The organism is Helicobacter sp. UBA3407 (genome assembly GCF_949747025.1).
GTDB classification, from domain to species: Bacteria; Campylobacterota; Campylobacteria; order Campylobacterales; family Helicobacteraceae; genus Helicobacter_D; species Helicobacter_D ganmani.
Genome location: NZ_CATKCB010000147.1, coordinates 1 through 12,920, shown reverse-complemented (window position 1 = coordinate 12,920; position 12,920 = coordinate 1). Strand labels below are relative to the sequence as shown.

Genomic DNA, 12,920 nt, shown 5'->3' with positions numbered 1-12,920 from the left:
TGGCATAGTTTGCTCCTTTTTAGGTTTTGATAAATTCTAGCAAATCCTTGCTTGTATAGAGATTTGTAGGAATATTTTGCAAACAAATTTTAAAGACTTCCAATGTAGTTTTTGTATCTTGAAATGCGCGATGAAGATTTTGATGATGAATGTTGAGGAATTCATTTAAGAATCCTAAAGAATAGCGAGGTGCTTGGAGGGTTTTTTTGGCAAGTTCAATGGTGCAGAGTTTAGTGTTATAAAGATAGCCAAAGCCATAATGGGCAAGAGATTGACTTAGAAAATTGTAATCAAAATTTACATTATGTGCGACAAAGATAGAATCCCCTAAAAATAATTTGAAAGATTCTAAAACTTTCGTAATTTTTGGCGCATTGCTTAACATTTGAGCATTAATGCCCGTGATTTTTGTGATATATTCAGGAATTTCCTCACAAAAAATTAGCGATTCAAAAGTTTCTATAATTTTTCCATTGTGAAACTTTATAGCTCCAATTTCAATGGGGCGATGAATCAAAGGATTGTGTCCATTTGTTTCAATATCTATGATGCAAAAAGATTCTGATTTTATGGGGGTTAGGCTAGGGCGAAAATAGACTTTGTCGTGCGCAAATACAAGCGGGATTCCACTTCCTTTGATAATTTCAAGCTCGCTTGCACTTTCTCCAAACAAACCTGCTACTTCAGAAAGTAGTGATAAAAATTCATTGTGGCTTAAAGGACGTTTTTGTAGTTTTGAAATAATTTTATCGTATTGTTTTGGCATTTTTATTTATCGTTTTTACTTAGGACATTTTGGCTTTTTTGCTGATAGAAAGAACCATACCTATCATAATGCTTGTAGCCAAAATTGAACTTCCGCCATAGCTTAAAAAAGGAACAGCAATTCCTTTAATAGGAATTAATCCAGAGATTCCAAAGGCATTGATTAAAAAGGAGAATCCTAAAAGAACTGCGACTCCAGAACAAAATAAATAATACATTGTATTTTCGCAACGATTCGCGATTTTAAGAATCCGAAAGAGAAGTGCAACAAAAAGCAAGCTAATGCAAAGCAACCCCACAAAACCAATTTCTTCTGCAATTCCAGCTAGAATTACATCGGTATGCACTTCACTTAAGAATCCTAGTTTAATTAAGCCATTTCCTAAGCCTTCGCCCAAGATTCCTCCATTTGCAATTGCGTTAAGGGAATGTTGAATCTGATAGGGTTCAGGTAGATTCTCAACGCGTAAGGAATTTGCAATGGATTGAGGGAAAAAGGAAAGGATTAAGTCTTGTGTCCCAGCCCACCAAGCTTTAATGCGCATAATACGATGTGTGCTTGTGATAATTACAAGAATAAAAAGTGCAAATGCTCCGCTTAAAAGATAAAGAAATAACTTAAAAGACGAGCCTGCAAAAGTCATCATTAGGGCTAAAGTTGCGCCCAAAAGCACGATTTGTCCCAAGTCATTTTGCAAAATCGCAATTAAATAGACTGCAATCAAAAAGACTGCCACATAAGGCAAGAAAGTGATAAATTCCTCTTTTAGAGTTTTTTGCTCCAATAAAGAGAATTTGCGTGCGAAACTCCAAGCTAAAAAAATAATAAATCCAATCTTAAAAAATTCTACGGGCGCAAGAGAAAAGAAAGGCAAGCGAATCCAACGCTTTGCTCCTCCGGCACTTGTTGCAAGACTTTCAGGTAAAAAATGCATAATAAACATTAAAAAGATTCCGCCAAAAAATAAAGAAAAGCCAAACCACAGGATAAAATTATCAGGATTGCAACGAGAGATTCCCCACATTAACATAATGCCAAGAATTCCGGCAATCAGCTGGCGCAAAACAAAGTGAAATTCTCCATAATCATAATATAGAATCGCAAAAGAGGAGAGAGAATAAGAAAAAATAATGCCAATCGTAATGAGGCTTGCGCTAATAATAAATAATGGGCGATCAACCATTACTATCTCTTAATTTTTGAATTATGGAATAAAATAATAAACAAGAAAGAATCCTCCAAAAGTAAGAATCCCAAACAAAATAAATGCCAAGACAAAAGCCTTGCCACCAAATTCAAGAAATTTTTTCAAATCTACTTGAAGTCCTAATGCGCTCATTGCCATAACCAAAAAGAATCCCGAAAGAAATCTTAAGATAAAAACAATTGCAGTCGGTAAGGCTATTAGCGAATGTATAAGGACGACTCCCAAGAACCAAAATGCAAACCAAGGAATGTGTAATTTTCTTTTGCCTCCCTCTTGGCTTTCTGCAAAGAAATAAGGAATGATAAGTAAGACAGCAACAAGCAATAAGACACGAATCATTTTTACAATCAAGGCAATTTCTTGTGTTTCTTGCGCAATCGCTCCCCCAGCACCTACAACATTTGCTAGTTCATGTAGGGTTAGTCCAATATAATAACCCTCCTGCGTTAAGCTTAGAGGAATGAATCCCAAAGCATAAAGGAGAGGATATAAGAACATTCCTACAAGCCCAAAAATAACAACCGTTCCTACGGCAATGATTCCTTTGTATGGTTCGGATTTTAAGGAGGATTCTAATGCTAAAACTGCCGCCGCACCACAAATTGCGCTTCCCCCGCTCACTAAAATAGTGATTTCTTTGTCTAGTTTTAAAAGTTTAACACCAATAAAATAACCAATGGCAAGAATAAAAACCACAACGACAAGGCTTAAGAGGATTCCATTGAAGCCCACAAAAACAATACTTTGCAGTGTTATATTAAAGCCATAAAGAATAATGCCAAGCCTTAGAAGCTTTTTGGCACTAAAGACGATTGCTTTGTCGCAAGTCTTTTGGGCTTGCCTAAAAAGAGGAGAAGCTAGGATTCCAAGCACAACACCAATGATTAAGGGCGATAAATGGAGTTTTGACATAAAGGGTAAAGATGCAGTGTAATAGCTTGCTAAGCTCACTAAAAGTACCAATATAAAACCATTTAACCATTCGCAAAAAAAAGTTTTTATTCTTTGATTTTTCAATGATTGTGTGATTTGAGACATTTTAAACCTTAAAAATTTAGAATTTTTATAATATTTTTGTCAAAATAAACATTAAAGTGTAGCAAATTCTCTCTAAAAACTTGAATAATTTTTATTTCTCTTTTAGCAAATAATTTTTGCAATCAAATGGGGTTTATTTGCACTCATAAAGTGAAATTTTTGGTGCAATTGATAAAGATTTGAAAACAATGTTTGGCTTTTTTCTAATCCCACTTGCGATTCTGTATTTTGTTTGTTTGCTTTTTGCATCTCTTCAAGCAAAGCCATAGGGACGAATACGCCGGGTAATTTATGATGTAAAAATAAAGCAGTTTTGTAGGAAAAAATAGGAAAGAATCCAAAGACTAACGCGCATTTTGTATCATTGTGTGCATTGATTTTTTCACACCATTCTAAGAGTTCTTGCGCGATATTTAAGTCATAAATAGGTTGAGTAAAAATAGCTTGCGCACCATTTTGGATTTTTTCTTGCATTTTGCGGTAAAGATTCTCTTTTTTGTTTGCATAGGAGTTTAAGACACAAAAAGGGTAAATGGGCTTAGAATTGCCACTTAGCGCAGTGCCATTAATATCCCTTTGTTGATTGAGTGCTTCAATGATTCTAAGAAGCAAGAGGCTATTTCCCTCAAAAACTCCTTTAGCTTGCGGTTGGTTGCCAAGCCGCAAAGGGTCTCCTGTCAATGCTAGAATCATCCGTAAGTCAAGGCTATTCATTCCTAAAATATCGCTTTGTAAAGCAAGCGTGTTTTTATCTCGCATAGAAATTGTTGTAATGCTTGGAATCTTAAAGGTGTTTTGGAGCTTAAAACTTGCCAAAATTGCGCTGTGTTTGAGTTTGCCCAAAGGAGAATCTGTGCAGATAAATGCGTCTAGTTTATTAAGAAATTGTGCTTGATGTAATGCGTCAAAAAGTGGCTCAAGGTCAAAACTAGCAGGAGCAGAAAATTCGTAAGTGAAGCATTTGTCTTGTTGGGTTAGTCTTTGGATAAAAGATTCTATTTGCGTACTCAAGAAAGGAGAATTTGCGAGTGAATGATTGGAAGTTTGATACATAAGAGTTCCTAAATTGATTATAAATGAATAATGTTTTAAAGAGAAATTGTATCAAAAATTTATAAATACAAGTTGAATTTATAAATTTTAAATATTTAGGCTTGCGGAATCTTATACATTATCCATAAAAATAAATTCTTTTGGCGGAGGGCAAGTGAAATTGTAGTCTAAAAGCGCAATGGATTCGGCGTGTAGCAAGATGCGATTAGCGGGTTTTGCCCCATAAAATGTATCGCCTACAATCGGATGCTTAAGATGTGCTAAATGCACACGGATTTGATGAGTTTTGCCTGTTTGAATCTCCACGGCTATTTTGGTTTTTTTGCCAGAAATTTCTAGAGGACGAATTCGTGTGATTGCCTTGTGTCCCTCGCCTTTTTTGCCAATCGTAACTCTAGCAAATTTTCCTTTTTTGATGAGTAGAGGGGCTGTAATTTCGCATTCTTCCTCTATGATACCCTCCACAATGGCGATATAATGCTTTTTGACTTGCATTTGTTTGAAAGATTCTTTTGCTTTTATATGGAATGCGCTTTGATTTTTCACAAGCAATAAAATGCCACTCGTTTCTTTGTCTAGCCTATGGAGTAAAACCCATTCTGGATAAGAGCTAGCAATCTCCTCACTCGTTAAAAATGCAGGCTTTTCAAGGGCTAAGATTTGCGAATCTCTAAAAATTTCAATTATCTTATTGGGGGTTTGAATTTTGAATTTTGTTTGAGGTGCAAGAAGTGCGCGTGCAATGCGTAGTTTTTTACCATTAATGCTTACAAGTCCTCTATCAATAAGATTTTTAGCTTCGTTATTAGAAATATTTTCTTGTAGGCTTAAAAGTTTATAAGCTTTTTGCGCATTGATTGGAATCTTGGGATTGCTTTGCGGGCTTGATTTGGTTAGCTTAGGCGTTTGTATTTTTTGGGATTTTTGATTTTTCACTAGGAATCCTTTGTGGATAAAATGGCTTGAATAATGCTTGAGGAATTGAATTTCTTGGTAATCTTTGCAGATTTTAGGATTTCGTGTTTTTGCAAAACTTTGGAGAGGCTTTGAATCTTGCATAAAGTATAGTTTTGAAGGCTTGCAAATAGGGCTTTTTGGTTAAAAATATAAGGTCCGCTAATCAGTTTGGTTTGAAAAAAGGCAGGCTCTATTGGATTGTGCCCCCCAATACTTTTTAAAAAACTTCCTCCTAAGATAACCCCCTGCGCAACCGCATAAAGATTATGGAGTTCTCCTAAAGAATCCAATAGGATAAAGGGGGTGTTGAGAGCTTCTTGTATCCCTAATTCTGAAGTTTTAGTGAGATGAGGTAAAGCATAGGAATCCAAAATTTGATTTAACTGCCTTTCTACCTCCAAACACCTTTCTGGGTGGCGGGGAGCAAACAAAAAATGCGGAGTGGATTCTGTATAATGGATAAAACCCTCTTTTTTGAAAAAAGCTTCCAAAATCGCTTCTAAAATCAAAACTTCTTCACTTTGATTGTGCTTGTGATGCGTGCTAGCAATAACCCATAAAGGTTGTTTGGGGCAAGAATAATGGGTGGTAACCTGTGGAATCTCAGCTAACTTTAGATTCCCTAAAACATTAATATTTTTAGCTCCTAATGTTTCAAGTCGTTCTTTATCCAAACGCGTTTGGCAAAATATTTGATGAATGAGGCTAAAGAGTCTGCGATAAAAGAATCGGAATTTTTGATAGCTTGGAAAGGAATGTTGAGAAATTCTTGCATTAATCAAAAAAGTTTGCGCTCCTTTTGATTTTGCGCATACTAAGGGCATTAGCCAAAGCTCCGCTTCTACTAAAGTTAAACTTGCAAGGGTGATTTTGTGTAGCCAAAAGGGAATCAGAGTCTCAAAAGGCAAATAACGCACAAGGCATTGCGGATAAAGTTTGCATGCCAAATAAAAGCCTGTTTGTGTCGTCGTAGTGAGCAAAATTTTTTCGCTATTTGAAAGTTGTTTGCTAAGAGATTTTATGATGACTTGTAGAGATTTGACTTCTCCAAACGAACAGGCGTGCAGCCAATGGATTTTGAATCCCATTGCGTCTGGAAACAAAGAATCTGGAATAAAAAAACGTTTTTTAAGAGAAAAGCGATATTTTGGTTTAAAGCTTAAAAAATATAAAAAAGGTATAGCACAAAAATGCGCAATACACAGCATAAAATAATAAATGCCGATAAAACATTTCATTCTTTATTATGCGTTTTCTTCTTGAAAATAAAGGATTCTACCGCAATGTGGGCAGGTGATAATATCGTCTGAACGAATCACATCAGAATAGATTTTGTCATTAATGCGAATGAAACAACCGCCACACGCTTGGCGCGTAATAGGCACGACACTCGTATTTTTTGCCCATTTGCGTATTTTTTCATAGAATGAAATAATTTTTTGGTCCATTTTACTGACAAGCAATTCTTTTTGAGTAAAGACTTTTTTCTGCTCTTCTTTAACTTGTTCAACCTCTGCCTCTACTTTTTGGGCAATTTCTTTCTGATGGATTTGTAAAGTATTGATTTTTTCTTTTAAAGTATCAATAGAATCTTTTTTGGATTCTATCAATGTATTTAAGCGAGCAATTTCTTCATTGGCAAAAGTGATTTGTTCTTTAGCTAATTCTTCTTCTAGGCTTAAGGCTTTACTTTCTTTTTCTGTTTTAATTAGTTTAGTTTTGTTTGCGATTTCTTCTAGTTTGAGCGATAGATCTTCCAAATGATTTTCATTTTTGGCAATAGAAAGTGAAATATCACGTGAAGCACTTTCAAGTTCTTCCACTTCGTGCTTAAGGGATTCTTCTTCTTCCTCAATGCAATTGAGTTCTTTTTTTGCTTCTTTAATGCGAGGCTCAAAAGAATCAATTTCTTTATCAAGATTTGCAATTTCAATTAATTGACTTAAATGCTTGTTCATATCATAGCTCCAAAGGTTAAAAATTTAGACAAAATTAAAGGGATTTTGCGAATCTAAAATTATAGCTTTATAGCCTTGATTTGTCAAAAGAGGCAATAAAATTTTTCCAAAATAATGCTCTAATTCATAATGTCCGCAATCTATAAGATGAAAATTGCGCATAATGGCTTCCATTGCCTCGTGGTATTTTATGTCTCCCGTAATGAGACAATCTATCTTAGCAAGATGGCGCACGAATCCCCCACCACTGCCTGTAACAAGAGCAATATTTTGGCAATGCAAATTCTGTGATTCTGTAATTTTTAGTTGTTTGAGAGAAAGTTTGTTTTTGATATGCGCACAAAGAGATTCCAAAGTGCCTCTCCATTGAAAATAAACAACAAAATCTTGTTGTTCAAATTCTTGGATTTTTAGAATCTCTTGGACAATATATTTGCCAAAATGCGTTTTATCGAAATTCGTGTGCATTGCAACGAGCTGAATGTTTTTTAAAATGGCTAATCGTAAAAGTTTAGCAGGGTAATCCTCAAAAACTAATGTTTTAAGTGGATTAAAAATCAATGGGTGGTGCGTGATAAGTAAAGAATCTCGCTCCATTTGTTCTAATATAGATTCTGTTACTTCTAAGCTTAAATAAATTTTTTCAAAATTGTGTTGTGGTGTGCCTAGAATCAATCCAGAATTATCCCAAGATTCTTGCAGGGCAAAAGGACTTAAGGTGTCCAAAAAATTTAGAATGGTAGCAAGATTATGCTGTTTCATTGGATTTTTGCTTTGCAAGTTTGAGACGCTCTTGACGCAAGGATTCTTGCTCTTTATAGAGAGTTGCGCAAGATTTAGAGAGTTCGCGGATTTTTAAAATATAATTTTGCCTCTCTGTTGCAGAAATTGCTTTGCGTGCGTCTAATACATTGAATAAATGGCTTGCAAGCATAGCGCAATCATAAGCAGGCAGAGGTAATCCCGCTTCTAACGCACGGCTTCCCTCTTGTTGCATTTTGGCAAAAAATTCAAAGAGCATTGCGGTATCTGCGACTTCAAAATTGTATTTTGAAAATTCATATTCACCCTCTAAATGCACATCTGCATAGGTATAATTTTCATTCCAAGCAATTTCAAAGACATTTTCTATGCCTTGTAGATACATTGCCAATCTCTCTGTTCCATAGGTGATTTCAACAGCCACAGGGTCGCAAGGAATCCCTCCAACTTGTTGAAAATAAGTAAATTGTGTTACTTCCATACCATCTAGCCAAACTTCCCAACCTAAGCCCCAAGCCCCAAGCGTTGGAGATTCCCAATTATCTTCTACGAATCGCACATCGTGGTTTTTGAGATTCAAGCCTAAATATTCTAAGCTTTTTAAATATAATTCTTGAATGTTGTTTGGGCTTGGCTTGATGAGCACTTGAAATTGATAATAACTGCCTAGGCGATTAGGATTCTCTCCATAGCGTCCATCTGTAGGACGACGAGAAGGTGCAACATAAGCTACACTCCAAGGTTTAGAATCCAAACTTCTAAGCATAGTAGCTGGGTGAAAAGTGCCTGCACCTGCGGGAATATCATAAGGTTGGATAATGAGGCAATTTTGTTCGCGCCAAAATTGTTGTAATTTTAAAAGTAAATCAGAGAAATATAGCATTAAAGATTCCTTATAGCCATTCTAGAATTTTTTCACCTAAAACTTCTTTACTGAAAACCTCCTTATGAACTTCTTGTTGATTAAAGAGTGTAAAGATTTGTTTTGGAATATTGATTTTATAGGCTTTAGAAATTTGCTCTAACGCGTCTTTGTCGCTTAAATCTCCCAAATCTAGTGCTTTAGCTAATGTGGGAGCAAATTTTGTCCATTCTGCAGTGGAGCAAAGCACACAAGGAGTGTTTGGAAATTTAACTTTGATTTCCTCAAATGCTTTGAATCCGCAAGCCGTATGCGGGTCTAGGATATAGCCTTTTTGGGCGTAAGTTTTCATTATATTGAGGCAGTAATTATCATCACAACTTGTGGCACTAAAGTAAGTTTGTACCCACGCAAGCTCTTCTTTGGTTAGGCTATATTTACCATTTTGTTCTAGTGATTCCATAAGCTCTCTTGTGCGTTGTGCGTCAAATAAAGTAAATAATACGCGTTCAATGTTGGAGCTTTTTAGAATGTCCATTGCGGGTGAATAGGTTTTTTGCAAGGATTTTTCTGAAATGTCATAAACGCCTGTTTTAATAAACTCCGTTAAAACATTGTTGGCATTAGACGCAATCCAAATGCGTTCAATTGGGAATCCCATTAGTTTTGCATAAAATGCCCCCAAAGCATTACCAAAGTTACCGCTTGGGACGATAATATGAATTTTTTGATGATTGATTTTAAAGATTTGCAAGCTTGCATAAACATGATAAATAATTTGAAATGCAATTCTACCAAAATTGACGCTATTTGCGGCACTTAAAGCAATGTTTTTGGATTTTAAAATCGCATTAAATCTTGGGTCTTTAAGCAGATCTTTAAGCAAGGTTTGTGCCTCATCAAAATCTCCTTTAATGCCAAAAACCTTTATGTTTTCTGCATTAATAGTCGTCATTTGTAGTCGCTGCACTTCACTTGTCCCACCCTCTGGGTAAATGCAGACAACTTTAATCTGCGGCTTGTTGGCAAAGCTTTGCAAAGTTGCAGGTCCTGTATCGCCACTAGTTGCTACCAAAATAAGGTAATCAGTTTCTTTTTTGGATTCTCTTAAAAAACCGCCAAACAAAACTCCAAATGGTTGCAATGCCATATCTTTAAAGGCGCGCGTAGGTCCGCAATAAAGCTTTTGGATATTGAGATAAGGATGCACAGAATAAAGGGGTGCTGGAGTGGTAGAATTGTCAAAATCTTCATAAAGGCTAAGTGCTTCCTCTAAGAGTTCTTTATGCACATTAAGCCCTAAACGATGAAAAATCTCTTGTGTTAATTCCTCATAAGTTAGCTGACTGAATTCTTTAATTACATCTTCGTCAAATTTTGGTAATTTTTTGGCTGTATAAAGCCCCCCAAATGCAGCATTAGGATTTAAAACTGCATCTTTAAAGGTAAATGCTAAGTCTTGTCCCCCACGTGTTCCGATGAAATGTTGTGTTTGCACGCAAATCCTTTGTAAATAAATTTGCGTATTTTAGCAAATCAAGACAAAATTTGTCTTAAAAAGGCCACATGGATTCAATAAGTTTTGTTCCCCAACCTTTTTCTGTGCTTTTCTTTAGCTCGCCTTGTGTATCATACATAATTTTTGCGTCGGCAATGTATTGGGATTCTATGGTGTTATTGCGCGCAATATCTGTCGGGCGCACAACGCCACTTAAGTGAATGATTTGTTTTTCGCCATTAATCAACACTTCGCGGCTACCTTCAATGAAATAGTTGCCATTTTGCATTACTTTGATAATACGCGCTGCAATCGTTGTGGAAAAAGTTTCTTGTCTGTTTTGAGAACCTGTTCCTTGATAAGCTGAAGTATTGTCGCCACTTGTAATGCCGAATTGTGTAAGATTGTTTAGCTTGCCTGTTAGCTTGGCAATGGTACTGCTTGGTCCTCCAAAAGTGATTCCAGGTGCTGTCAAATTGGAGTTGGAAGTTTCATTAAGATTCTTATTGGCAGTAGAGCTTGCTTGTGCTGTTTGATTGATAATTACGGTTACTAAATCATTAAGTTGCATTGCGCGGCGGTCAGAAAATAGCAAATTATCTCCTTGCCCAAAAATACTTCCCGGATTGCCAAAATTATCTTCCTCTTCTTTTGGTGGTAGCTCTTCTACATAGGCTGGGGGGCGAAACGAGATTTGTGGGTCTGTCGTGGCACAACCTACAAACAATAATCCAATCATAACATAGGACATAAACGACAAAGTACGGAAAAAGACGATTCTATATTTCATAGCATTTCCTTATGTGAATTTTAGGTATAATCCTAAAGTTTTAAAAGAGTTAAGCAAAGCTCATTCCAAAATAAAGGGTTTAAGAATGTCAAGTGCAATCAAAGAAAGAATCTTAAATGATATTAAAAGCGCAATGAAAGAGAATCATAAAGAAAAACGTGATGCGCTTAGAATGCTGAGTAGTGCGCTCAAACAAATTGAGGTAGATGAAAGAAAAGTTTTGGAGGATAAAGATGTCATTTTGATTCTTAAAAAGGCTTATAAACAAAGAGCAGAAGCAGCAGAAGCTTATCAAAAGGCAGGGCGAGAAGATCTCTATCAAAAAGAAAATTTTGAAATGCAAATGATTATGGAATATTTACCAAAACAATTCAATGATGAGGATTTGCGCAAAGCATTGGAGAAAATTTTGAATGAATTAGGAATAAAATCCAAAAAAGATATGGGAAAAATTATGGGTGTTGCAAGCAAGGCATTAGGAGAGGTTGCAGATGGTAAGCGTATAAGTGAAATGTTGAAGAATATGCTAGAATAGAATCCCAAAAAACCAAGACAAAATAAAAGCAAGATTCTGAAAATTTGTTTAAAATTAATAATTTGTTAGGTCAAACTATGCTATAATTATAAAAAGTATTGATATATGTTAATTTTGCAATATTCTTTAAGGAGAGTGTATGGAGAGTTTTTTACAGCCTGATAAAGGGTTCAAGATAAACAAAGAGGGTTTGCAAAAAGTAAGCATAATCTTTGTATTTGTCCTTGCTATTATCGTAATGGTTGCTTTTGCGGAGAGCGTTACGAATCCGATTTTACTAGGATTTGCAGCAATTGTAGGTGGATATATGGCACTAAATATTGGTGCAAACGATGTAGCAAACAATATGGGACCAGCTGTTGGTTCTAAAGCTTTGACAATGACAGGCGCAATTATTATTGCGGCAATATGTGAGATTTTAGGAGCATTGATTGCGGGTGGAGAAGTCGTCGGCACGGTAAGTAAAGGGATTATTTCTGCAGATGCCATTGGTGATTCTAGTCAGTTTGTTACTTTGATGCTCGCAGCATTAATTTCTGGTGCAATTTGGTTAAATATTGCCACTGTGATTGGTGCGCCTGTTTCTACAACACACGCTATTGTTGGAGGAATTCTAGGAGCTGGAATCGCAGCAGGTGGATTTGGTGTGGCGAATTGGACTGCACTCGGTAAAATTGCAAGCAGTTGGGTAATTTCTCCTATAATGGGTGGAGTGATTGCCGCAATTCTATTGTTTTTTATTAAACATACCATTACCTACAAAAAAAACAAGAAAACATCAGCGGAAAATATCGTGCCTTACTTGATAGCTTTTATGACTTGGGCATTTAGTTTATATCTAATCAACAAAGGTTTAAAGCATGTCATTCAATTGGAGCCGCAAATCGCATTTGGTATTAGCATTTTTATTGCTATTGTAGTCTATTTTGTTGTGAAACCTATCATCAAGAAAGCTTTAGAGGGACTAGAAAATAAAAAAGAAGAAATTAACAAGCTTTTTACTCTTCCTTTGATTTTTGCGGTGGCACTCTTGAGCTTTGCACACGGCGCAAATGACGTGGCAAATGCTGTTGGACCATTAGCGGCAATTAATAGTGCTTTGAAAGTTGCATTTGACGCTAGCCAAATCAGTGTGCCCTTTTGGATTATGTTGATTGGTGGGCTTGGAATCTCTATTGGGCTTGCGCTTTTTGGACCAAGACTCATTCGCACGGTGGGTAGTGAAATTACAGAATTAGACCAGATGCGTGCTTATTGTATTGCAATGAGTGCGGCTTTGACTGTGTTGGTTGCAAGTGAATTGGGAATGCCTGTAAGCTCTACTCATATCGCAATTGGTGCAGTCTTTGGAATAGGTTTTTTGCGCGAACATCTAAAACGACAATACAAAGAGATGGAGTTAAAGATTTTAGAGTCTCGCAAGGGAGAAGATAACGAAAAGGTTAAAGAATTTTTGGATAAATTTCGTAATGCTTCTATTCGTAGAAAAAGAGC

At 36.1% G+C, this 12,920-nt stretch carries 13 protein-coding genes; 2 read left to right on the top strand and 11 right to left on the bottom strand.

Annotation, left to right across the window (positions count from 1 at the left end; translation table 11 throughout):
- Positions 1–19 precede the first annotated feature (19 nt).
- The 11 genes from Q1553_RS05405 to flgH form a co-directional block, all read right to left on the bottom strand.
- Positions 20–766, bottom strand: coding sequence for a 3'-5' exonuclease (locus Q1553_RS05405; protein WP_115550960.1), 747 nt, complete (start codon positions 764–766; stop codon positions 20–22).
- Between the two features lie 19 nt (positions 767–785).
- Positions 786–1,949 carry a putative peptidoglycan glycosyltransferase FtsW gene (locus Q1553_RS05400; RefSeq protein ID WP_115550959.1) on the bottom strand — a complete coding sequence of 388 codons (1,164 nt, stop codon included), beginning with the start codon at positions 1,947–1,949 and terminating at the stop codon, positions 786–788.
- A gap of 21 nt (positions 1,950–1,970) precedes the next feature.
- Positions 1,971–2,936 (bottom strand): YeiH family protein, encoded by a 966-nt coding sequence (locus tag Q1553_RS05395; RefSeq protein ID WP_366145724.1) that lies wholly within the window; start codon positions 2,934–2,936, stop codon positions 1,971–1,973.
- Between the two features lie 177 nt (positions 2,937–3,113).
- Complete coding sequence (locus Q1553_RS05390; RefSeq protein ID WP_115550957.1) at positions 3,114–4,064, bottom strand: methylenetetrahydrofolate reductase; 951 nt, start codon at positions 4,062–4,064, stop codon at positions 3,114–3,116.
- A 111-nt stretch (positions 4,065–4,175) separates the two neighbouring features.
- A complete protein-coding gene (locus Q1553_RS05385; protein ID WP_297600854.1) occupies positions 4,176–4,922 on the bottom strand; it encodes an RluA family pseudouridine synthase in 747 nt (248 codons plus the stop codon).
- 77 nt (positions 4,923–4,999) lie between these two features.
- Complete coding sequence (gene waaA, locus Q1553_RS05380; RefSeq protein WP_297571594.1) at positions 5,000–6,259, bottom strand: lipid IV(A) 3-deoxy-D-manno-octulosonic acid transferase; 1,260 nt, start codon at positions 6,257–6,259, stop codon at positions 5,000–5,002.
- A gap of 6 nt (positions 6,260–6,265) precedes the next feature.
- On the bottom strand, positions 6,266–6,979 hold the full coding sequence (locus Q1553_RS05375) for a zinc ribbon domain-containing protein (RefSeq protein WP_297571595.1): 714 nt from the start codon (positions 6,977–6,979) through the stop codon (positions 6,266–6,268).
- A gap of 24 nt (positions 6,980–7,003) precedes the next feature.
- Positions 7,004–7,741: a Nif3-like dinuclear metal center hexameric protein gene (locus tag Q1553_RS05370; RefSeq protein ID WP_115550954.1), complete on the bottom strand. Its 738-nt coding sequence runs from the start codon at positions 7,739–7,741 to the stop codon at positions 7,004–7,006.
- Positions 7,728–8,624, bottom strand: coding sequence for a glycine--tRNA ligase subunit alpha (gene glyQ, locus Q1553_RS05365; protein WP_115550953.1), 897 nt, complete (start codon positions 8,622–8,624; stop codon positions 7,728–7,730). The genes Q1553_RS05370 and glyQ overlap by 14 nt, the downstream gene beginning before the upstream one ends.
- 10 nt (positions 8,625–8,634) lie before the next feature.
- Positions 8,635–10,101 (bottom strand): threonine synthase, encoded by a 1,467-nt coding sequence (thrC, locus tag Q1553_RS05360; RefSeq protein ID WP_297571596.1) that lies wholly within the window; start codon positions 10,099–10,101, stop codon positions 8,635–8,637.
- Between the two features lie 55 nt (positions 10,102–10,156).
- Entirely contained in the window at positions 10,157–10,852 is a 696-nt protein-coding gene (gene flgH / locus Q1553_RS05355; RefSeq protein WP_297600857.1) for a flagellar basal body L-ring protein FlgH, read from the bottom strand.
- A 124-nt stretch (positions 10,853–10,976) separates the two neighbouring features.
- Here flgH and Q1553_RS05350 point away from each other — a divergent pair, with 124 nt between their 5' ends.
- Together Q1553_RS05350 and Q1553_RS05345 are read left to right on the top strand one after the other, a co-directional pair.
- Positions 10,977–11,426, top strand: a complete 450-nt coding sequence (locus tag Q1553_RS05350; RefSeq protein ID WP_115550950.1) for a GatB/YqeY domain-containing protein — start codon at positions 10,977–10,979, stop codon at positions 11,424–11,426.
- Positions 11,427–11,565: 139 nt separating this feature from the next.
- Positions 11,566–12,920, top strand: a 1,355-nt coding sequence (locus Q1553_RS05345; protein WP_300842796.1) for an inorganic phosphate transporter, incomplete at its 3' end; no start/stop codon positions are given.

What these genes read in the sequence shown, in the direction of transcription:
- Q1553_RS05405 (WP_115550960.1), bottom strand. Translation starts at nt 766, where the DNA reads ATGCCAAAACAATACGATAAAATTATTTCAAAACTACAAAAACGTCCT.
- Q1553_RS05400 (WP_115550959.1), bottom strand. Translation starts at nt 1,949, where the DNA reads ATGGTTGATCGCCCATTATTTATTATTAGCGCAAGCCTCATTACGATT.
- Q1553_RS05390 (WP_115550957.1), bottom strand. Translation starts at nt 4,064, where the DNA reads ATGTATCAAACTTCCAATCATTCACTCGCAAATTCTCCTTTCTTGAGT.
- waaA (WP_297571594.1), bottom strand. Translation starts at nt 6,259, where the DNA reads ATGAAATGTTTTATCGGCATTTATTATTTTATGCTGTGTATTGCGCAT.
- Q1553_RS05375 (WP_297571595.1), bottom strand. Translation starts at nt 6,979, where the DNA reads ATGAACAAGCATTTAAGTCAATTAATTGAAATTGCAAATCTTGATAAA.
- Q1553_RS05370 (WP_115550954.1), bottom strand. Translation starts at nt 7,741, where the DNA reads ATGAAACAGCATAATCTTGCTACCATTCTAAATTTTTTGGACACCTTA.
- glyQ (WP_115550953.1), bottom strand. Translation starts at nt 8,624, where the DNA reads ATGCTATATTTCTCTGATTTACTTTTAAAATTACAACAATTTTGGCGC.
- flgH (WP_297600857.1), bottom strand. Translation starts at nt 10,852, where the DNA reads ATGTCCTATGTTATGATTGGATTATTGTTTGTAGGTTGTGCCACGACA.
- Q1553_RS05350 (WP_115550950.1), top strand. Translation starts at nt 10,977, where the DNA reads ATGTCAAGTGCAATCAAAGAAAGAATCTTAAATGATATTAAAAGCGCA.